This window comes from Biformimicrobium ophioploci, from assembly GCF_030270605.1.
Classification (GTDB): Bacteria; Pseudomonadota; Gammaproteobacteria; order Pseudomonadales; family Cellvibrionaceae; genus Biformimicrobium; species Biformimicrobium ophioploci.
In genome coordinates this window covers 37,601-59,342 of sequence record NZ_BSYJ01000008.1, presented here as the reverse complement: position 1 = coordinate 59,342, position 21,742 = coordinate 37,601, and the positions used below count along the sequence as shown (strand labels likewise).

Here is a 21,742-nt window from a genome sequence, read left to right as displayed (position 1 = left end):
TTATCCGCTGACCGGAGCGTCGCTACAGTCCAGCAGGACCTCGCAGAACCGGGCAAGCCCTTCCCTGTCCTCTTCACCAAAACGCCCGAAATCCGGGCTGTCGACATCCAGTACGCCAACACAGCGCCCGTCGACATACAGCGGGATCACGATTTCGGAATTGGACACGGCATCGCACGCGATATGCCCTGGAAACGCATGCACATCCTCTACCAGCTGTGTTTCACCGGTAGCGACTGCGGTACCACACACACCTTTGCCAACAGGGATACGGGTGCAGGCCGGCTTACCCTGGAAAGGCCCCAGAACCAACTCTTCGCCTTTCTCATCGAGAAAATAAAAACCGGCCCAGTTGATGCGCTCGATTTCCATAAACAACAGCGCGCTCGCATTTGCGGTATTGGCGAGCCAGTCTCGCTCTCCGCTAAGTAATCCTTGCAGCTGCTCGCTCAGGCTTTGATAAAACGTATTCACTCAAAAATTCTCACTGCTTACTGCTTACTGCTTACTGCTTACTGTAAATAAGGATCGGTTGCCGCTTCCTCGGCTTCCTCTTCCCCAAGACGTTCGGCGTCGACAGTGGGCGCATTCCAGAAGGCTTCCTCTGCAGCTGCATCCTCATCGGCCTGATTACTGTTGATCACAGGACCGGCATCAGTGCCGTCAGAGAGACGAACGACCTTGTCGCTCGCTTCTGGCAAACGGCGAATCCTTCGTTTTGCAGAGCTTTCTGCAGAGCGCTCAACCGGTGCGGTCACTGTCGCTGCCGGGGCTGGCCTGGCATTTGACACCACGGCCTTCATGGCGCCCTGACGACGCTGGTCCAGCTTCATCTCAGCCAGTTCCGCACTCACGCGCTTCAACTCTGCCTTGAGGTCCCCGACTTCCGCCTGCATCTGTGTCATCTGGTCGAGCACGCCACGGGTCTTGCGGCTTTCAGTCTCGTAGAAAATCGCCATACCGGAGATGGCTGCCGCGAACATTAGTACGAGTGTCAGGTTTCTCACAGTTATTCTCCAATCATGCCTTTAGCCGGTGCCATATTTAGCTGATGATAGTCCCAGCCAAAACAGTCCCGGTCAATAGTAAAGAAATAGCCCCTGCCCTATTACGCCTCGGCCGATTCAACCTCTGCCATAAAATCGAGCATCGCCTGATGGCGGATGGTCCGGCGATGATTCGCCATCATTTCCGCTATCCGTTCGCTGTTGCAGACCTTGCGGTCAACGTACACTCGTGTATTCAACTCGCCAACCGGCTTCGGACTGGGGCACTTGCTGAAGACGAACTGGTTGGAAACCAGGTCCATAAACGGACCACACTTGCTGGTAGGCATGATGAACAGCAGCTGCAATCCGAGGGTTTCCGTCAGGTAGTTGATCACCTCCCGGGAGCGGGTTTCGTCCATTTTCGAGAAGGCCTCGTCCACCAGCACCATGCGCAGGTGGCTGCTGCCTTCATTAAAGCGAAATGCGGAGGTGACCGCCGCTGAGCGGATGATGTAGGCCGGCGTTTCCAGCTGGCCGCCGGAGCCCGTACCATACTGGCTCAGGGCAATCGGGTCCTTACCCTCCGGCTCCTTGTAGATTTCGTATTCGCGATAGTTGCGATAGTCACTGACGCGCTGTAGTTCCCGCAGTGCCGTTTGTTCATCGGCATCCAGCAACATCCCCAGTAACTTGTCCCTGACCTTGCGGTGTTTGGGCTTAAGCTCCGCATCGAACAGGCTTTCCCCCTCACCGAGGTTGGGCAGGTCGATGAGCGCTTTGAAGAAGCTGTAATACTCCTCGAATTCCGGCACAAAGCGGTACGCAAAACGGAAGCGCTCGCGATCCGCACCAAAGCGATGATGCTCGAGCTCCAGGTTCAGCTGGTCCAGTACTTCCTTGCCACGGTTCACTGACTGGTAAATGGCGTGGCAGAGATGCGTCACAAAGGTGGTATTGAAAGACTGTTTGAGGCCGCCAAGTTGCTCATGACGCTCCGCCAGCAGATTGTGCTTCAGGCGGTTGCGTAGCGCCTCCACCTGGCGTTCCAGGCTGGAAACCGCACGGAACGTGGCATCGCCCTGCCCGGCACCGGGCGCCGGCTCATAAATCAGGTTGTCGCTCTCCGCGCTCAACTGGTTATGTTCCGGCACCTTGCGGTAGAGCTTGCGATCCAATTCCTCCAGCCGCGCCGTGCGCTCACCGAGGTCCGCCTCGAAATCAAATGCCTCTCCGGCCAGCTCAACCTCGCGGTCCGCCTGCTCCAGCGCCACGTCCGGATCGAAGTCCGGGCTGATCGTAGTGATCTGTTGAACCGCGTGCTCTTCCTGCTCAAGTCGCTCATCGAGCAGATCCTGCTGCGCCGCCAGTGCCTTACCCTGCTTGTCGTGCTGCTCACAGTCGCGCTCCAACCGACCGGACACTTTCTGGGTATCCGCCAGCGCCGTGCGCGCCTGTTCCAGCTCAATCCGCAGGCTCTCCGCCTGGGCTTCCAGGGATTCCGAGCCGCTCAAATCAAGGTTAGCAAGGGATTGCTCGGCATCTCGCCACGCCTGCTGGGCGCCAAGCATGCGAGCAACGACAGCCTGCAACTGCAAGGGCTTTACGCTGGCCAGCGCCCGGGAAACGCGCCGCACGAGGTTGTACCGATCATTCAGTTCATTGGCGGCCGCCAGCAACTGCTCAAACTGGCTTTCCTGTGCGGCAAGGGCGCGTGCGCGCGCACCTTCGCCAAAGACAAGATCGGAATCCGGCATATCGCAGCGGAACAGCGCGTAATTGCCGCTCGCGATACCCTCCGCAGTCACACCCCGGCGCGTGGATTTCAGTACCGCAGTATCCGTCACCTGCACCACACTGCCATAGGATGCGCGCAGGTAATGCTCCGCGGTCTTGTCACTGAAGCGCATCAAATGCAGGATACTGTCGTGCGAGAGATCAATGCGCTCCGAATCGCGTGCAGCCTGTGCACCCTGAATCACCCGGGTGCGGTTTTTCCCCGGCAGCCCACGCACTATCCGAATCGCTTCAGACTCAAATTCCCGATCCACAATAACCGCAAATCGCGTGCCGCCAAGAAGGCCCTCAACCGCCATCTGCCACTGCTCGTCGAGTACTTCAACGTAATCACAGAGGACACGAGGCTCGGCTTGCGGACAGCTCGCGCGAATCGCATCCAGAGCGGCCTGTACGTACTGCGGGTAACGAACACGACTGCCGCGCAACTGCCGGATGACCTGCTCTGCGGTGGACAGTTTCTTTTGTGCAGCACTCACCTCCGCGCCGAGGCTGGCTGACATAGCCGCGACCCGGTCACGCAGGCTGGCCCCATCTTCGTCTGCCTGTCCGGAATCTTCTGCACTGAGGGATTTACAAATGAGGTTCTGGGCTGCCTCAACGGACTCCGCGGCCTTTTGCAGTTCCGCCAGCGGAGCCAGATCGACCCAGTCGCTACCAAGCAGCGGGCTGAAATCCGGCAGTTCCAGGTTACAAATAGCCTTCAGCTGGCTACTGAATGTCTTACCCTGCAGCCCGGGAATTGCAATCCCGATACTGGTGGTGTTGATGAGAGACTGGAGTTCCTGCAGCGCTTCCTTGTTGGCCGCCGCCTGTTGCTCCTGCTCGAACAGGGGCCGCTTGGCGTCCCGCAACGCGCCCTGCGCCGAGGTAATGGCAAGTTCCAGCTGGCGCTTGTCTCGCAAGGCCGGCACGCCCTGACGCTGGGCCTCCACTTCGATCTGGCGCTGGGTAAGGCGCTCGATATCTTCACTCAGCTGCTGACGGCGCTGCTCGTTGAGCTCCAGCTCCGAGGACAATGCGCGCAGCTTTTCCTTGCCGGCAAGCCAGGTCTGCTGCAGGCGTACCTGAGCCTGCTTTGCCGCTTTGTACCGCAACATGGCAAGGGACAACCACTCTTCCCGGTAAATCGCGGCCGTCTCGCCGAGACCCTGCAGGCTATCGATGGTGGAGACCAGCTGACGCGCTTCCTGCTCCATACCGTGTATGGTCTTCATCAGCTCGGAAACCGAACGGATGGCATCGCCGAGATCACGCTTCTCCAGCACCTCACGTGCGACAAACTCGCTGATGCTCTTTACCGGCTTGTAGGCCATAAACCCGGCGAAAGTACGTGCCGCGTTTTTGGCCTCGTCTGCAGGCACGGCATCCTTGCGGCCGCGCAGCGCACCGTAGAGCCGGCGGAGGTAGGCTGATTTCTTGTCGTACTGCTCGATATTGCCGAACTGCTTCTGCAGCACTGCGTGGATCTTGTCGAGTGGCAGCAGATGCTTGCCGTCACTGTATTCCTTGATGATATCGCCGATCGCCAGCTGCACGCCTGGCAACAGGAAAAATCGCAGGTCGTCCTGGCGCGCCTGAGCCGGCTTTACAGTGCTATCCAGCCGTGCACGCGCGCCGAGCACCGCAGTGAATGGCTCCCCCTCCTCTCCGCGCGTGACATCGAAAACACCCGCAATGTAACAATCTGTGGGGGCCGTGCGTGCAAAGCTGCCGTCATCACATCCCATCACGTAGGACGCGAGCGTCCGCACCTGCTTGCCACCGCGCCCGCGCTGGGTGGTTTCATCCTGCCCGGGGTTGTAACTGAACAGGGTGTCATGGGCGGCGGTCATCAATGTCTGGATCGCATCCGCCAGCGTGGTTTTGCCTGAACCATTGCCGCCGGACAGGAGGTTGACCGGACCGAATTCATATTCCAGCTGGGGAATATTGCCCCAGTTGACCAGAATCAGTTTCTTAAGAAACATCGGTGGTCTCCTCAGCTTCATTATCGAAGAGGCTGCGTCCTTCGATCACTACGGAACCCTGTTCATCTTCATCAGAAGATACATCCGGCTCAGTTCCTGAAACATCACCTGCGCTGCTCTCACCTGTGCTGCTCTCTCCTGTGCCGCGCTCATCTGCGCTGCTGGCATCAGACTGCCGCTCTGCAGTATCGGCGAGGCCTGCGACTTCCATGACCTCCGCAATAGCGGCATCATTGACGAAATGCGTAATTGTCGGGCGGATACGCAGCCAGCTTTCACTACTACCGTCTTCCGCACTGAACTGGATCAGGCGCAGCTGGCGCAACTTGCGCAACAGTGAAACACGCTCGCCCTGGGTTTCCGGGAGCGACATTTTGAGCAGATTGCGCAGGCCAAGCTCCAGCGCCTCCAGCGGCGCCGGGACACACCCCTGCTCGTCCACCTGCGCTTCTCGCAGGCCTTTCTCATATTCGACCCGCAACACCAGAATGGCGGCAACCTCCGCCTGCGACAGACGTGTCCGGAATCCACCATGGTGCGGCTGCTCCGCATCCGGCATGCCCGGCACCGTCGCCGCCGGTGGATAAATACGGATAAACTGAAAGCGCCTGTCGTGTTGCAGCCGTACGCCCAGCGGTGCCAGCCACGACTCCACCAATGCCTCACAGCGGAGGAAGCGGTCGTACAGCAGCTCCTCAACCTGGCTTTCGTCCCTGCAGATCACACCCCAATCCAGCAGGCGCACCAGCAGTTCGGAGAACTCTTTTTCTGTGACCTGGCATTTTGCCAGGCATTCTTCCAGGTACTGGTCAATCACGTTGTTTCAACTCAAGAAAAAATTCGTCAAATTCAAAACAGGGATTTTCGCCACGCTCACCGGTAAAGGTCACTTCAAACCGGTATTCACTGGAGTCTGCAGCAGCGCTGGCAACTTCCAGTGCATGGCCCATCGCCAGCATCTCCCGCGCATTACTGCACGGCAGGTCCCGGCTGGAAATACGCCGTCCCGCGCCCATGGCTTCACGCACGTAGCTACGCAGCTCTGTATTATTCATGGAGAACGCCTGATCGAGCAGTTGCTGAATCACCACGTCGCGACGATTTTCCGCATCCAGTTCGACACTGTCTTCGATCTGCGTAACAACCGGGCGGCGCTTCTGCCTGTTCGCCAGCTGCACCTGTCCCGGGTCATGCAGGCGAAGTTGAAGGCCCTGCATCGAATCGCCAATACTCCCCAGCAACTCAGCCCGGTTTTCCGCCGCACCCAGCGTCGAGCAGAGCTCGACCAGGTCGCTGTCGTTATTGCGATGCATATAGCTGAGTTGCCGGATAATGATGTCTGCGCGCTTGGTAAACCCGTTCAGTGCACTGCGCAGAGCTGGCAGACTGATTTCACAGGCCCGCCGCATCCGCTCATCAATGGTGTCCAGCATGTACCAGAGCACGCTTCGCCCATCCTGCACCAGTTCGGGCACCAGCCTGCGAAGGTTGCGTTCCCATTCGGCCTTACGCTCCTTCGACTGCCTGCGTACCTTACCAATCACCTTGTTAATTGCATCGCGGTGCTTCTCTACACTGTCAGCCGAGAGCCGCACGGCGAGGTCAGGCTGGAAGCGGGTTTCCATGAACTGGAAGAACTGATCGGCGGCCTGCTGCACCAGCTGCTGCGATTCAACTTCTCGCACCAGCTCGCGGCGGCGTTCTTCCAGCTCGGAAATGATATCGGTGAAGTCGGCAACGATGCGCTCTGAGTACTCCCAGGCGTCGATCAGATCATGCTCCTCACCGCGGGCAAGAAAAGCATCGAGCGCATTCAGGGTGTTGCGGGTATTGCGATGGCGAGTGCGAACGCGAGTGTTATTGGTTTCCACCAGCGGCTGGGTAAAGAGCCGCCCGCGACGGCTGAACGGGTAAGTCGATGTCAGGCTGGCGCCGTCTACCTGCTTCTCCAGCCAGCCGCAATCCACCAGCAGGTTCAGAACCCAGCCGGCCTGTTCCCTGAGGTTCTTGAAACGCCGCTCGCCCTCCCCCTGCTCACTGTCGAGTTGCGGGGCACGGGTCAGCGCTTCGGAGAATACCTCGATGATCTGCTCTCGCCTGAGCGACTCACCATAATCGGCATTCGCCGTGTAAAGGCGCTCATACAGCAGGCGCAGGCATTCAACCACCTGCTCACGGTATTTACCCGTGAGCGGGCGAAAGAAGTGCTCGTAGGGTTCCGCAAAGAACAGCATGCAGGGCGGGATTATTCAGGCTTCTGGTTCAGTACGCAGTACTTGGTAAAGTCCCTGGCGTCATTCAACGTCCAGTTGCCCTTGTCGCTCTTCTCCATTTTCTCGCACCATGCGTCGGAGCCGCGCTCCGGCTCACAGCCGAACAGGAAAACGATAGGCAGAAGAATAAGGATCTTTTTCATTGTTGTTATCTCTGTAAATCAATCTAACTCAAAATAGCCCCGAATTTTTCGGAGCCCAAAAATCATACATAGGTGGAAGCGTTATCGGTGAACGAAATAGCTTTTAAGCCCGACGCCACTTGGTGCCTTCTCTACTGTCTTCAAGTATTACACCACGCACCCTCAGCTCTTCACGCACCTCATCGGCACGGGCAAAGTCCTTGGCCGCCTTGGCGTCCGTGCGCGCCTGGATCAGCGCCTCGATTTCCTCTTCGGAAATGGCATCGGCACTACCGCGCGCCTGCTTGAACCACTCTTCCGGGTCCTGCTGCAGGATGCCAAGCAGGTTGGCACCGGTCAGCAACAACCCCTTCAAACGCGCCTTTTCTTCACCCTCAGCCCGGTTGAGCTCCTTGGCAAAGTGGTGCAGCTCACTGATCGCAATCGGTGTATTGAGGTCGTCCTCGAGCGCAGCCATGAAAGCACTATCGGCGAGCGATACATCCGCGGCTTCGACGCCTTGGTTATCGCGCAGGAAACCGTACAGGGTATCCAGGGTACGCCAGGCCTGCTCCAGCAGGTCCGCGCTGAAGTTCAGCTCGGAACGGTAGTGCGCGGAAAGCAGCGCGAACCGCAATACTTCGCCCGGATATTCTTTCAGGAGATCATGCACCAGGCGGAAATTGCCCAGGGATTTGGACATCTTCTCGCCATCGATATTGACGTAACCGTTGTGCATCCAGTAACGCACGAACTCTGCTTCATTGGCACAGCAGCTCTGCGCAATCTCGTTTTCATGGTGCGGGAAAGTGAGGTCACGACCACCACCGTGGATATCGATGGTATCGCCGAGGTGTTTCTTGATCATGGCGGAGCACTCCAGGTGCCAGCCCGGGCGGCCACGCCCCCAAGGGCTGTCCCAACCCGGCTCATCATCGTACGACGGCTTCCACAGGACGAAATCGCCAGCGTATTTTTTGTACGGCGCCACTTCCACCCGCGCACCGGCGAGCATATCTTCCAGGGAGCGGTTCGACAGCTTGCCGTAGTCCTCCATCGACTGCACCGCAAAGAGCACGTGCCCCTCTGCTTCGTAAGCATGTTTCTTTGCGATCAATGACTCGATCATCGCAATCATTTCTGGAAGATGCTGGGTCGCATAAGGCACGACGTCCGGGCTCAGGCAGTTCAGCTCGTCCATATCCTCGACGTACGCCTGGGCAAAACGCTGCGACAGCACGGAGATATCCTCGCCCAGCTCCTTCGCCGCGTTCATGATCTTGTCATCGATATCAGTAATGTTGCGTGCATACACAACATCGCTGTACTTCTGCTTCAGCAGACGGTACAGGGTGTCAAAAACCACCGCCGGACGCGCATTGCCGATATGCACACGGTTATAGACCGTGGGGCCACACACGTACATGCGCACGCGGTCCTCTACCAGCGGGACAAATGGCTCTTTTTTACGCGTAAAGGTATTAAAAACTTGCAGACTCATAAAAACTTTTCAATCGTCAAATCAGCTATCGAACAATCAGCTTGCGAGCGCACTCGCTGCACTCGCCCTAGGATTGCTTGGCCCAGCTATCGCGCAGACCAATGGTGCGGTTAAAGACCCGCACATCCCCACCGGAATTCTTGCCATCCAGGCAGAAGTAACCATTGCGCTCAAACTGGTAGTGATCGTCGCTGGTCGCATTCGCCAGGCCAACCTCTGCCTTACAGCCCTTCAATATCTGCAGGCTATGCGGGTTCACATGATCGAGGAAGTTCTTGTCCCCGGCGTCCGGCGCTTCGTCGCTGAAGAGCCGATCGTACATACGCACTTCGCAATCCACATGCTTATCGGCGGAAACCCAGTGAATCACGCCCTTCGGCTTGATGCCGTCTGCCGGATCCACGCCGCGGCTTTCCAGATCCACAGTGCATTTCACTTCCGTGATCTCGCCTGCATCGTTCTTGACAACCTCTTCCGCCTGGATCACATACGCATTGCGCAGGCGCACTTTCTTGCCCAGCACCAGGCGCTTGTACTTCTTGTTGGCTTCCTCACGGAAGTCTTCCCGCTCAATGAAGATTTCTCGCCCGAACGGCAGGGTACGAACACCCAGGTCCTCCCGGTTCGGGTGGCCCGGTGCATCAAGCTCCTCAACCTGCCCTTCCGGATAATTGACCAGCGTAATTTTGAGCGGGTCCATTACACACATCGCACGCGGTGCGTTCTTGTCCAGGTCATCGCGGATGCAATATTCCAGCATGCCAACATCCACGACCGAATCACTGCGCGTCACGCCGATCATTTCGCAGAAGTTGCGAATCGACGCTGGCGTGTAACCACGACGACGTAGCCCGGAAAGGGTTGGCATACGCGGGTCATCCCAGCCATCCACATGCGCTTCATCAACCAGCTGCTTCAGCTTGCGTTTGGAAACCACGGTGTAGTTGAGATTCAGTCGCGCGAACTCATACTGTGTCGGCTTGGCCGGCACCGGCAGGTTTTCAATAAACCAGTTGTACAGCGGCTTATGGTCCTCAAACTCCAGCGTACAGATAGAGTGGCTGATATTTTCAATCGCATCGCACTGGCCGTGTGCAAAATCGTAGCTCGGATAAACACACCACTTGTCACCAGTCTGGTGGTGGGCCATTTTCTTGATGCGATATATCACCGGGTCGCGCAAATTAATGTTCGGCGCGGCCATATCGATCTTCGCGCGCAGGCTACAGCTACCCTCTTCCAGTGCGCCACTGCGCATTTCTTCAAACAGCGCGAGGTTCTCTTCGACGGTACGATCACGGTACGGGCTGTTCTTTCCCGGCTGGGTCAGGCTGCCACGATATTCACGCGCCTCATCCGGCGACAGGTGGCAGACATAGGCTTTGCCTTCGCGAATCAGGTGCAGTGCCCACTCGTAGAGCTGGTCGAAATTGTCTGAGGTGTGCTTGACCTCGCCATCCCACTCGAAACCAAGCCACTGCACATCACGTTTGATCGCCTGTACGTATTCGTCTTCTTCCTTCGCCGGGTTGGTGTCGTCGAAGCGCAGGTTACAGACTCCGCCAAACTCCTGCGCAAGGCCAAAATTCAGGCAGATAGACTTGGCGTGGCCAATATGGAGATAGCCGTTCGGCTCTGGCGGAAAGCGCGTGACAACCTTATTGACCTTGCCGGACTCCAGGTCCGAACGAATGATATTCTGGAGGAAATGAGCGGGCTTGCTCTCTGAACTCATGATGAACTCTTCAACTTTCGAGTGACTACTTGCGATGCCTGCTACCGATTACCTGCTGAGTAATTAAAGACCGGACAACAGCTTAATTTTTGATCTGGCGCAGGTCGGCTGGCGAAAGGCGGAGTATACCCCCAATACCCGCTTTTGTATGCGCCAAACACCCCCCTGAAAAGGCCCACGAGGCTTTGAATCGGCGCCAGCCGGCGGTATCATGCCGGCCTTTCGACACCTCCCGAGCAACCCAAGCGGACTCTTTATATGATTACACTGCACACCACTTACGGCGACATCGACATTGAGCTGGATTTCGACAACGCCCCCAAAACGGCGGCCAACTTCCTCCAGTACAGCCGTGATGGCTTCTATGCAGGCACTATTTTCCACCGGGTAATCGACGGCTTTATGATTCAGGGTGGCGGCATGCTGCCGAGCATGGAGCAAAAAGAAACCGGCGCACCGATCCAGAACGAAGCGGACAACGGCCTCAAGAACGACATCGGCACGCTCGCCATGGCCCGCACCCAGGACCCGCACTCCGCAACTGCACAGTTTTTCATCAACGTGAACAACAACGACTTCCTCAACCACCGCTCCAAGGACACGCAAGGCTGGGGCTACTGCGTGTTTGGCAAGGTCACTTCCGGCATGGACGTGGTCGAGAAGATCAAGGCAGTTCCGACCGGCAGCCACGGCTTCCACCAGGATGTGCCAAAAGACTCCGTCGTGATCGAGAGCGTCACCGTATCTGACGCCTACGCCGACAAATAAGGCTGCCGCCAGGCACCTCCCCCCAGCGGCGTAGTACCGGCTTCGGTATTGCGTCGCTGCCGACCACCAACCACCAAACCCTGAACCCCAAACCCTCAGCCAGCGGAGCCAGCCGTGTCACAACTGATCATCTCCGACCTGCACCTGGACCCGAGCCGTCCGGCGGTAACAGAAGCCTTCTACGAATTCCTGCAGGAACGGGCACGCGAGGCCGATACGCTCTACATCCTCGGGGATTTTTTTGAAGCCTGGGTTGGCGACGATGACGATGCACCATTGTCTCTGGAGGTTCAGGACAAGTTGCGCCAGTACGTCGATGCGGGGCACAAGCTGTATTTCATGCACGGCAACCGGGACTTCCTGGTGGGAGACGGCTTCGCGGGCAATACCGGTGCCACGCTGCTTGAAGACCCGACTGTGGTCAGCCTGGGCGGCGAAAACGTCCTGCTGATGCACGGTGACAGCCTGTGCACCGGCGATACGGAATACATGGCATTTCGGCAACAGGCCCGAAACCCGGCCTGGCAACAGGGCTTGCTGTCCCGCCCCCTCGAGGAGCGCCGTGCGATCGCGGCGCAGCTACGCGCTACCTCCAAATCCATGAACAGCCTCAAGGCCGAGGACATCATGGACGTTACCCAGTCAGAAGTTGAGCGCCTGATGCTGGAAAATGGTGTACAGACTTTGATCCACGGCCACACCCACCGCCCGGCCGTACACGATTTCACACTGGGCGACGCCCCTGCACGCCGAATCGTACTGGGTGACTGGCATGATCTGGGCTGGTGCATTTACGCAGACAACAGCCGTCTCGATCTTATAAACTGGCCGATAAAGGGTTGACCGGCAAATCAACCGGCTAATTTTCGACCAGACGCGAGTACAGCATATTGCCCCACAGGCTGCCCCACCCTCTACCGGAAGCGCACTATCGAGTCCTCGTACTTGGCGGATACGGGGTCTTTGGCAGTCGAATCACCAGACAACTGGCGTCACACCATGACCCGGACAACCCGGTTCACCTGATCATTGCCGGTCGAAACAAAATCAAGGCAGACAAACTTGCCGAGCAGCTTCCCTGCAGCGCTGAGGGCCTGCGCCTCAACCGCAACGCAATCAACCTCCCAGCCCTGCTTCAGGCACTGAATATTCGCCTCGTCATACATTGTGCCGGACCTTTCCAGGGGCAGGATTACCGTGTGGCAGAGGCCTGCCTTGCCAACAAGATCCACTACATCGACATTGCTGACGCACGCCGCTTTGTCTGCGACATCAGCAGGCTGAACGAATCCGCCGTAAAGCAAGGTGTGTCGATTGTTTCCGGCGCTGGCGCGCTGCCAACCATCTCCTCGGCAGTACTGGCACGGACTGCACCGGGCTTCGCGACCATCGAGGAATGTCACATCTGCATTGCCCCCGGTCACCAGATCCAGCGGGGCATTGCAATCGTCCGCGCAGGCTTCGAATCACTGGGGGCAGATTTCCCACAGCTGGCCGATGGCCGTTGGCACAGTACGTTCAGCGGCAACCACCACCGCCTCTGCGAGCTGGGGCACCCCGTCGGCAAGCGCGAAGTCTGCGATTTTGATGTGCCAGACCTGGAGTTATGGCCACAGAGGGTCCAAGGGATCAGAACTGTGACTTTCGGGACCGGCCTGCAACCGCGCCTGTTACAAAAGGGTCTCAACGCATGGGCACACCTGTTCCGCTTTATGCGGCAGCTCGGAAAAACCCACATCGCGAAATGGGGACACAAGTTGGCAGAGATCTGGCCGGGTGGCTCGCCGCACGGTGGTATGTCGGTAACCATCCGCGGCACGAATCAGGACGGCCGACGTATATCACTCAAATGGGAAGCACTGGGCCTGAATGGATCCGGCCCGGACATTGCTGCAGCACCTGCGGCGGCGCTGGCCTTGAAAATCATCCGCGGCGAGCCAGTAACAAACGGCGCCTACCCCAGCTGGAACACCGTCTCTCTGGAAGAGATCCTGTCCAGCCTGGACAACGAGCCGGTGGTGACGAGTACGCTCGTTACGCCTGACTGAATTAGACCTGACTGACCGGCCCGCTGTGGAAGCGGAACTCCGCATCCTCACTCAGCACCAGTTCGCGCTCCTTCTCCAACAGCACCTGTACCCGGTCACGGATATCCGTACCTGCCGCATTTTCAGCGAGAGTCAGGTAATCAGAAAAGTGGCGCGCTTCCGACTTCAGCAGCGAGTTGTAAAACTTCTGCAGTTCCTCATCGAGGTGCGGCGCAAGCTTGGCGAAACGCTCACAGGAACGCGCCTCGATGATGGCGCCGCAGATCAGCGTATCTACCAGGCGAGCCGGTTCACTGCTGCGCACCAGTTTGCGCAGTTCAGCGGCGTAACGGGAGGCACCAACGTGCGGGTAGCTGATACCGCGCCTTTCCATGATCGCTATGACCTGCTCGAAATGCCGCAACTCTTCCCGCGCCAGGCGTGACATCTTGTTCAGCAGCTCAAAATTATCAACATACCGGAACATCAGGTTCAGCGCGGTGCCCGCTGCCTTCTTCTCGCAATTTGCATGATCCACCAGCAACATTTCCGGGTGCTGAAGCGCACTCTCAATCCAGCTGTCTGGTGTTTCGCACAGAAGGAAGGCGTGGATTGCGGAAAGATCGGTCACTGCTGGTACCTGCTACCTACGGCTGGAGGATGGTCAATTTCTGGCCGCGCATTATATACGAGTCGCCTATCCCTACCATGTTCACTGGTACCACCTGACCCGCAGAAGGCGTAAATACATGGAATTTGGCGGAAAAACTGGTCTCCCCACATTTGATAACGGTTTTTTACGTACCTATTTTTTGTTAGGGCGCTTATTCGCCTCGGATAACGCAGAGATTTTCCGGCTGAAGAGCTGACATCAAGCCAGCGCAGCCACCAAACAAGCCGGAGCAGTCACCAAAGAAGCCAGAGTAGTCACCAAACCAGCCAGAGCATCACCAGATGGCAGGCAATCACGAGATAGCTCACCAGGGCACGGGTGCGGAAATAATTGCGCAGCCGCCGGGCATTGGGATTGAGACGCGCCTCTTCCCAGCGGACATAAGCGAAACCCGCCGCAAGCAGCAGAATGCCCCACTTCTGTGCAGAGAAAAGCAGCCCAACCCATGCCACTAGCGCCAGGGCATTGCTCTGCAGTGCAAGGGAAAGCCGCTTCGGATGCTGCGCGCGGTTCAGGGCGGCCGCCCACCATATGCCAACGAGAAAGCTGAGAATGCAGGCGCTGTAGGCTGCAAACAGGAAACGCCCCCCTACCCCAAACAGCTCGGTACCGGTCCACTGCATCCAGATACCGACAAGGAACGGCAACACCCCCGCATAGGCAAGACTGTCGAATAACGGGGTTGGCTCGGTAGGTGGCGGCGTGTCGCGAGGTTCCTTCATGTGCGCTAGTCTAAATAGCGTGGGATCGATTAGCTTAGACGAAGCAAGCAGTGGTGAGCGTGGAAACAGAACACAAGATCGACGTCAAACAGGCCCTGCGTGTATTTGACCGCGCCACCAAGGAAGGCAAGAAACTCGATGACGGCTGGCACTATCATGGCATCACCGCCAGTACCGACTTCGACGGCTACACCGTGTTCCTGAGCACCCCCAAAGTCCAACTTAGCATTTTCTTCCACAACAAATTTACCGTGGACTACAAGACCGCATTCGAGCTGGAAGAGTTCGTGGAGCTCCTCAAGAGGCTGGATAAATCCTGAATACCACCGTCTGGCAATAGCTGGCACTAGCTGGCAATGCAAAGCGTAGTCGCGTAACCTACCGAAGTTAACGGCTTGTTACGTACTTATAAAATGGACTTTTTTCCCGCGGAAACCCTTACGGAATTGCAGAGGCAACTCGACCGGCTCGAGCAGGATCTTATTGCTGACAGCCGCGAGTCCGGCGAACGTGCATACTTGGTGGAAATCCCGGAACTCATGCGCTGCGAATCCGCCTTTTCTACTGAACGCAGCAAGCCTTTCCAGCTTTCAGCGGCGCTCTACCGCCAGACTGACCACCTCGACGCAACCGCCGGCGGGGGATCTGACGCCCGGGAAACCCTGCAGCTTCCCGGCCTGCTGGGCGCCTCCCAGTGGACACTGGAAATTGCGGCGGAAGTAAACCGGCTGAAGGCCCGTTTCGAACAGGAAATCAAAGACTGGAAGGCCGCCCTGCCCGAGATGCCGGCACTCGAAAAGGACCGCCTGGTGCGGGATAAACTGTCCGGGCACGGCTTTCCACGGGCACACCTGCGCCAGATATACCGGCAAATCGTGCTGTGCCCGCCTGGCGTGGATGCAATCGCACTCAGCTGGGTCAAGGCGCGCAAATCGATTCGGAAAGTATCCGTGGACTGGTGCGAAAAGAAGCTGGAGAAGATGGATCCGCAGATGCAGGACCCGGGTATCCAGTACCAGCGCCGGTTGCTGGGCGGTCTCGATCCTTCAAGGGCAGACCACCTGCGCCAGATTCAGGTTCGCAGCCGTCCTACGGTCCAGGTAGCGGTTGTGGAGAATGATGCCTATCGCCAGATTGGCTATTCGTCCATGCCCGTGCTGGTACAGCTGGACCCCGGCAAATCCCTGCCGGACTTTACCCGTATCGCCGGCGAGCCCAGTGCCACAGTTCGGCGTGTCCGCAAGGACCGGACAATCGAACCCGAGCCGTTCCTTGCGGCACTACGTGTGCACCTGCTCAAGAATCAGGGCGACTAACCTTGCCCCCGTCTAGCTGGCTCCTTGGTTAAACCGGCTCGAGGCCCGGCGCCACATAGCGCTGGTAATAGGCAGCAGACACCGCATAGAAGGCTTCATCAATTTCCTTGCGCAGTTCGGCGAGTGAGACTCCCTGCCCCCGGGCGGTCAGCTGCAACCCGTAATCGTCAAGGTCGGTAACCTGATTCGCGCCGGCGCGCAACAAATCAAACACCCAGCAATGCGGGTCCTGATGCGGCTTAAAGCGTACTCCCTGGTGCTCCAGCTGCTGGCGTAGCCGGTTGACGTCGGCCACAACGAAGAACTGACGCGCGGCATCCCGCAGATAACCGGACAAACGCGCCTCGATCACCCGGCGCTGCTGCTCGCTGTAGGCATTCCAGTCGATCACCTCATGGGCGAAGCGCTTGCAGCCGCGACACACACCATCACCGAGGCCCGTGGAACACACGCCGATACATGGCGTGGATACGCGATTTAACATACTGATTCCGCTTCAGTTTTGCAGTGCGCAACAATGTATTGAATCAGCCTGACCGGTACAAGCGCGCGCCGACCACTATTCATCGAATGAATGATCGTGATTTTCATAAGTGATTGATTTTATTGACTTCTTAACAATCTTGTGGCTTTGGTATAGAATGCGCGTCCGAAATACACCGCCCCTTCGTCCGAAGAAGGCAACCAGACTAACCTATCCACGGTTAGCCGATTAAATAAGAGGGATTGACTCGTGCTTGAAGCCTATCGCGCCCACGTTGAAGAACGCGCTGCACAGAACATTCCACCCAAGCCGCTCAGCGCTGAACAGGTAGCTGGCCTGGTGGAACTCCTGAAAAACCCGCCGGCTGGCGAAGAAGAAACTCTGGTTGACCTGATCACCAATCGCGTACCGCCGGGTGTGGACGAAGCTGCCTACGTAAAAGCCGGCTTCCTCACCGCACTGGTCAAGGGCGAAGCCACTTCCCCGCTGATCGACAAGGAACACGCCGTTAAACTGCTGGGCCAGATGCTCGGCGGCTACAACATCGCGACCCTGGTTGAGATGCTGGACGACAGCGCTCTGGGCGAACTCGCCGCAGAACAGCTGAAAGGCACCCTGCTGATGTTCGATGCCTTCCATGACGTGGAAGAAAAGGCCAAGGGCGGTAACGCCAATGCGCAGGCTGTAATGCAATCCTGGGCCGACGCCGAGTGGTTCACCAAGCGCGACAAGGTTGCCGAGAGCATCAAGGTAGCGGTCTTCAAGGTAACTGGCGAAACCAACACCGACGACCTGTCCCCGGCCCCGGACGCCTGGTCCCGCCCGGACATCCCGCTGCACGCACGCGCCATGTACAAAATGACCCGCGATGGCCTGACGCCAGAAGAGCACGGCGTAACCGGCCCGATGGCGCAGATCGAAGAGATCAAGGCCAAAGGTATCCAGGTTGCCTTCGTGGGTGACGTGGTTGGTACCGGCTCCTCGCGTAAGTCTGCCACCAACTCCGTACTGTGGTTCTTCGGTGACGACCTGCCGGGTGTGCCGAACAAGCGCGGTGGCGGCATCTGTATCGGTGGTAAGGTTGCGCCGATCTTCTACAACACCATGGAAGACGCCGGCGCACTGGTATTTGAAGCACCGGTTGACGAGCTGGGCATGGGCGACATCATCGAGATCCGTCCGTACGACGGCAAGATCCTGTCCGAGGACGGCAAGGTACTGTCCGAGTTCACCCTCAAGTCCGAAGTACTGCTGGACGAAGTGCAGGCAGGTGGCCGTATCAACCTGATCATCGGCCGTGGCCTCACCACCAAGGCACGTGAATCCCTGGGCCTGCCGGCGTCCGATCTGTTCCGCAAGCCGGTAGCACCGAAAGACACCGGCAAGGGCTTCACCCTGGCACAGAAGATGGTCGGCAAGGCCTGTGGCCTGGAAGACGGCAAGGGCATCCGCCCGGGCACCTACTGTGAGCCGAAGATGACTACCGTTGGTTCCCAGGACACCACTGGTCCGATGACCCGTGACGAACTGAAAGACCTGGCCTGCCTCGGCTTCTCCGCCGACCTCACCATGCAGTCTTTCTGTCACACCGCGGCTTACCCGAAGCCGGTGGACATCGACACCCAGCACACCCTGCCGGACTTCATCATGACCCGCGGCGGTGTATCCCTGCGCGCAGGCGACGGCATCATCCACTCCTGGCTGAACCGTATGCTGCTGCCGGACACCGTGGGCACCGGTGGTGACTCCCACACCCGTTTCCCGATGGGCATCTCCTTCCCGGCGGGTTCCGGCCTGGTTGCGTTCGCCGCAGCCACCGGCGTTATGCCGCTGGATATGCCGGAATCCGTGCTGGTACGCTTCAAAGGCGAAATGCAGCCGGGCATCACCCTGCGTGACCTGGTACACGCCATTCCTTACTACGCGATCCAGGAAGGCCTGCTGACCGTAGAGAAGAAAGGCAAGAAGAACATCTTCTCTGGCCGCATCCTCGAGATCGAAGGCCTGGAAGGCCTGACCGTTGAGCAGGCGTTCGAGCTGTCTGACGCGTCCGCCGAGCGCTCCGCTGCCGGCTGTACCATCAAGATGCCGGAAGACTCCGTTGCCGAATACCTGCGCTCCAACATCACCCTGCTGCGCTGGATGATTGCAGAGGGCTACGGCGACAAGCGCACCCTGGAGCGCCGCGCGCGCAACATGGAAGCCTGGCTGGCTGACCCGAAACTGATGGAAGCGGATGCCGATGCCGAATACGCTGCAGTAATCGAAATCGACCTGGCTGAAGTCAAAGAGCCGATCGTCTGTGCCCCGAACGACCCGGACGATGCGCGTCTGCTGTCCACCGTGGCCGGCGACAAGGTCGACGAAGTATTCCTCGGCTCGTGCATGACCAACATTGGTCACTTCCGTGCGGCCGGCAAGCTGCTCGATCAGCATAAAGGTGGCATCTCCACCCGCATGTGGATCGCACCGCCGACCAAGATGGACGAGCACCAGCTGATGGAAGAAGGCTACTACAACATCTACGGCCGCGCCGGTGCGCGCACCGAGATGCCGGGCTGCTCACTGTGTATGGGTAACCAGGCACGCGTTGCTCCTAACAGCACCGTACTGTCTACTTCTACCCGTAACTTCCCGAACCGCCTCGGCGACGGTGCCAACGTGTACCTGACCTCTGCGGAACTGGCATCTGTGGGCGCCATCCTCGGCAAGCTGCCGACGCCGGCGGAGTACCAGGAGTTTGCGAAGAACATCGACGCCATGGCGGACGATATCTACCGTTACATGAACTTCGACCAGATTGCCGAGTTCCAGGCAGCTGCAGAAGAAGGCAAGAAGATTGCCGCGGTGGAAATCCAGGACGTTGCTGTATAAACACTCTGGATGTGAGGGTGCTGCATAACACTTTCAAAACATTTGCCGTGAGGCAGCATATTCGAGGTAAATGCAGCCGGTAAGGCAGTTTTGAAAGTGTCTATCAGCACCCCTAACGCTGATTGACGCAGCGACAATAAGAGCCCCGCCCCGTGCGGGGCTTTTTGCATCCCAAGACTTTCCCTCTCACGCCCAAACTGGTTAAATATACAGCCCTTGTGTAGTTAACCCGTTATGCAGCTGACCGCCGAACAACAAGCCATCGCCGACCACAGCGGTGGCCATGCCAAGATCATTGCTGTTGCCGGCTCCGGCAAGACCACGGCGCTGCTGCACTATGTGCGCAACCGGCTGGAAGCTGGTATTCCCCCCGAGCGCATCCTCGTGCTGATGTACAACCGCAGTGCCCGGGAGGACTTCGAGAAGCGCCTCGCGCGCATGGAGCTGCCCTGCCACCCACCAAAGGTTTTTACCTTCCACAGCCTGGGATACCGCCTGTACAGGGCCATGATGAAGCGCGGCCTGCTGGCCCAGAAGAACCTGGATCCACTGCCAGAGGCACGCGTACAGCTGAAACTCTGGGAGCTGATCCAGGAACTGGCACCTGACAGCATGCAGGGTGAACTACACGGCAGAAAGCAGTCCCTGGTGGAAGGGGCGGAATTTTTCCTGGAGTACACCAAATCCGATCTTGCGGGCCCGGCGGCGGCATTCGAGAAACTGGGTTACCCGCCGGAGTACCGCTTTTTCCTGGACGTCTACAAGGCGTTCGAGGACTGGCGCCACGCCGAAAGCGCTATCACGTTCTCGGACCTGGTTTTCGATCCCGCCATGCTGTTCAGCCTGCGCAGTGATATCGCGCGGGAATTTGGCGGCCATTACGAGGAGATCCTGGTCGATGAATATCAGGACATCAATGCCAGCCAGCACTTCCTGCTGACTACCATTTACGGCGGTCATGGCAACGTCATCGGTATTGGCGACCCGGACCAGACCATCTACGAGTGGCGCGGATCTGACCCGGCCTTCCTGCTGCAGGGTTTCGACCAGCACTTTGATGAGGCCACCACCTACAAGCTGAGCGTGACCTTCCGCTATGGCCATGCACTGGCGCTGGCGGCCAACCACTTTATTGCCAATAACAGCGCCCGCGCGGATATCCACTGCATCGCGACCCCATCCAACCCGCAGACTGAGATTGAGCTGGTGGAAAGCGAGGCGGAAGCCGACTGGCTGGTGAAATACCTGAAGAAGCCCAAGAACCGGGACAACCAGGAGAACATCGCCATTCTGGTGCGACTCTGGTCCTGTGCAGCGCCACTGGAGCTGGCCCTGATGGCAGCGGGCATCCCGTTTCGCAGCAACGGCAAGAAAACCGTGCTGGCGCGGCGCGAGCTACGGCCCCTGTTCTGGATGCTGAAGCTGGCCGCCGGCGGATTTACGAACCTGTCACCGGCGCAACGCGGCAGGGCGTTGCTGGAGCTGATGTCCACACCGCATGTCAAGGTGCAGAAGGCGCGACTCGAACGCATCTGTACCGCAGTCGCCGATTTTGAAGGCAACTGGGGCAAGCAGCTGCAAAAAGCCGACCTCGACGGGCTTTCCAGATATCAGCTGGAACGGCTGGTGAAGCGCGGCCGCCTGCTCCACAGCCTGGAAATGTGGAAGAAGTCCGCAGGCGCCCTGCTCCGCCATGCCCTGAAGCAGCTGGACTACCTCGACGGCCTGGCGGATGACGGGTTCAATGCACAGCAGACCGATGAAAAGAAACAGGTGGTATCTGCCTTCTGTCGCTACGTGGACAAGCTCAAACTGCCACCGGACGAGGCCCTGTCGCACCTGCAGTCCCTGCAGAGCAGCCACCAGGAAATGGGCGCAGGCGGTGTACGTATCACCACCATGCACCAGTCCAAGGGGCTCGAATGGGATACGGTAATTATCCCGTCACTCAATCACCAGACCCTGCCTTATAGCCCCAGCCAGGCACTGGCAACACCGGCCTCCGTGGAAAGCGAGCGGCGCCTGTTTTATGTCGCCATGACCCGTGCGCGGGAGCGCCTGCACCTGCTTGCCCCCCTCGCGGCCGGCAAAGACCAGACCACCCGGGAAATCAGTGCCGAGAGCAGTGTGCACCAGTCGCCGTTTATCGCCGAGGCGCAGCTTCTGCTCGCCAACGCTATTGCGGACGCGGTCTACAACCGCGCGGAAAAACTCGACCTGAAATTCCCCATCTCCCGCCAGGCCCTGACCTACCTTGCCGAGTTCGACTGCAACCCCACCATCAATGCACCAGAGCCCGTCAATGCGCAGCCGGGCCTCGGCGATGCGATCCAACACCGGAATTTCGGCCATGGCCGCGTTATCCGTGCCGCCCCTAATTTCATCGAGGTGATTTTTTCCGACCGCTCCGCCCGCACACTGGCCTGGCCGAAGGCGCAGGAATTTTTGGTCTGATTTTTGGGCCCGGTCCGCGGCACAACCCTCTGCTGAAGCC

At 58.4% G+C, this 21,742-nt stretch carries 18 protein-coding genes; 7 read left to right on the top strand and 11 right to left on the bottom strand.

Features of this window, described 5'->3' with window-relative positions; genetic code table 11:
• The 8 genes from QSJ80_RS15220 to QSJ80_RS15185 form a co-directional block, all read right to left on the bottom strand.
• On the bottom strand, window positions 1–474 hold the full coding sequence (locus QSJ80_RS15220; RefSeq protein WP_285765327.1) for a GAF domain-containing protein: 474 nt from the start codon (window positions 472–474) through the stop codon (window positions 1–3).
• Window positions 475–512: 38 nt separating this feature from the next.
• On the bottom strand, window positions 513–1,007 hold the full coding sequence (locus tag QSJ80_RS15215; protein WP_285765326.1) for a hypothetical protein: 495 nt from the start codon (window positions 1,005–1,007) through the stop codon (window positions 513–515).
• 101 nt (window positions 1,008–1,108) lie between these two features.
• Window positions 1,109–4,753 carry an ATP-binding protein gene (locus QSJ80_RS15210; protein WP_285765325.1) on the bottom strand — a complete coding sequence of 1,215 codons (3,645 nt, stop codon included), beginning with the start codon at window positions 4,751–4,753 and terminating at the stop codon, window positions 1,109–1,111.
• The gene (locus tag QSJ80_RS15205) at window positions 4,743–5,570 is read right to left on the bottom strand and encodes a DUF4194 domain-containing protein (protein ID WP_285765324.1); all 828 of its coding nucleotides are present in this window, start codon (window positions 5,568–5,570) and stop codon (window positions 4,743–4,745) included. Before QSJ80_RS15205 ends, QSJ80_RS15210 begins: the two co-directional genes overlap by 11 nt.
• Window positions 5,563–6,984, bottom strand: coding sequence for a Wadjet anti-phage system protein JetA family protein (locus QSJ80_RS15200; RefSeq protein ID WP_434219189.1), 1,422 nt, complete (start codon window positions 6,982–6,984; stop codon window positions 5,563–5,565). The genes QSJ80_RS15205 and QSJ80_RS15200 overlap by 8 nt, the downstream gene beginning before the upstream one ends.
• Window positions 6,985–6,998: 14 nt before the next feature.
• Complete coding sequence (locus QSJ80_RS15195) at window positions 6,999–7,169, bottom strand: DUF3012 domain-containing protein (RefSeq protein WP_285765322.1); 171 nt, start codon at window positions 7,167–7,169, stop codon at window positions 6,999–7,001.
• 103 nt (window positions 7,170–7,272) lie between these two features.
• A complete protein-coding gene (gene cysS / locus QSJ80_RS15190) occupies window positions 7,273–8,649 on the bottom strand; it encodes a cysteine--tRNA ligase (protein WP_285765321.1) in 1,377 nt (458 codons plus the stop codon).
• Between the two features lie 67 nt (window positions 8,650–8,716).
• Complete coding sequence (locus QSJ80_RS15185; protein WP_285765320.1) at window positions 8,717–10,384, bottom strand: glutamine--tRNA ligase/YqeY domain fusion protein; 1,668 nt, start codon at window positions 10,382–10,384, stop codon at window positions 8,717–8,719.
• A 258-nt stretch (window positions 10,385–10,642) separates the two neighbouring features.
• On the opposite strand from QSJ80_RS15185, the gene QSJ80_RS15180 reads away from it, so the two are divergent.
• The 3 genes from QSJ80_RS15180 to QSJ80_RS15170 all read left to right on the top strand — a co-directional run bounded on the left by QSJ80_RS15180 (window position 10,643) and on the right by QSJ80_RS15170 (window position 13,200).
• The gene (locus QSJ80_RS15180) at window positions 10,643–11,152 is read left to right on the top strand and encodes a peptidylprolyl isomerase (RefSeq protein WP_285765319.1); all 510 of its coding nucleotides are present in this window, start codon (window positions 10,643–10,645) and stop codon (window positions 11,150–11,152) included.
• A gap of 114 nt (window positions 11,153–11,266) precedes the next feature.
• Window positions 11,267–11,995: a UDP-2,3-diacylglucosamine diphosphatase gene (locus QSJ80_RS15175; RefSeq protein ID WP_285765318.1), complete on the top strand. Its 729-nt coding sequence runs from the start codon at window positions 11,267–11,269 to the stop codon at window positions 11,993–11,995.
• Between the two features lie 47 nt (window positions 11,996–12,042).
• On the top strand, window positions 12,043–13,200 hold the full coding sequence (locus QSJ80_RS15170; protein WP_285765317.1) for a saccharopine dehydrogenase family protein: 1,158 nt from the start codon (window positions 12,043–12,045) through the stop codon (window positions 13,198–13,200).
• A gap of 1 nt (window position 13,201) precedes the next feature.
• Here the strand turns inward: QSJ80_RS15170 and QSJ80_RS15165 are convergent, their stop codons facing one another.
• A complete protein-coding gene (locus QSJ80_RS15165; protein ID WP_285765316.1) occupies window positions 13,202–13,810 on the bottom strand; it encodes a MiaE family protein in 609 nt (202 codons plus the stop codon).
• A gap of 296 nt (window positions 13,811–14,106) precedes the next feature.
• Entirely contained in the window at window positions 14,107–14,574 is a 468-nt protein-coding gene (locus tag QSJ80_RS15160; protein WP_285765315.1) for a DUF3429 domain-containing protein, read from the bottom strand.
• Window positions 14,575–14,633: 59 nt separating this feature from the next.
• On the opposite strand from QSJ80_RS15160, the gene QSJ80_RS15155 reads away from it, so the two are divergent.
• Together QSJ80_RS15155 and QSJ80_RS15150 are read left to right on the top strand one after the other, a co-directional pair.
• On the top strand, window positions 14,634–14,894 hold the full coding sequence (locus tag QSJ80_RS15155) for a DUF3081 family protein (RefSeq protein ID WP_285765314.1): 261 nt from the start codon (window positions 14,634–14,636) through the stop codon (window positions 14,892–14,894).
• A gap of 93 nt (window positions 14,895–14,987) precedes the next feature.
• Window positions 14,988–15,890 carry a hypothetical protein gene (locus QSJ80_RS15150; RefSeq protein ID WP_285765313.1) on the top strand — a complete coding sequence of 301 codons (903 nt, stop codon included), beginning with the start codon at window positions 14,988–14,990 and terminating at the stop codon, window positions 15,888–15,890.
• Window positions 15,891–15,918: 28 nt separating this feature from the next.
• Here QSJ80_RS15150 and QSJ80_RS15145 read toward each other — a convergent pair whose 3' ends face one another.
• Complete coding sequence (locus tag QSJ80_RS15145; RefSeq protein WP_285765312.1) at window positions 15,919–16,374, bottom strand: DUF1289 domain-containing protein; 456 nt, start codon at window positions 16,372–16,374, stop codon at window positions 15,919–15,921.
• Window positions 16,375–16,623: 249 nt separating this feature from the next.
• Between QSJ80_RS15145 and acnB the strand changes: the two genes are divergently transcribed.
• Together acnB and QSJ80_RS15135 are read left to right on the top strand one after the other, a co-directional pair.
• The gene (acnB, locus tag QSJ80_RS15140) at window positions 16,624–19,248 is read left to right on the top strand and encodes a bifunctional aconitate hydratase 2/2-methylisocitrate dehydratase (protein ID WP_285765311.1); all 2,625 of its coding nucleotides are present in this window, start codon (window positions 16,624–16,626) and stop codon (window positions 19,246–19,248) included.
• 234 nt (window positions 19,249–19,482) lie between these two features.
• A complete protein-coding gene (locus QSJ80_RS15135; RefSeq protein WP_285765310.1) occupies window positions 19,483–21,702 on the top strand; it encodes an ATP-dependent helicase in 2,220 nt (739 codons plus the stop codon).
• Window positions 21,703–21,742 lie beyond the last annotated feature (40 nt).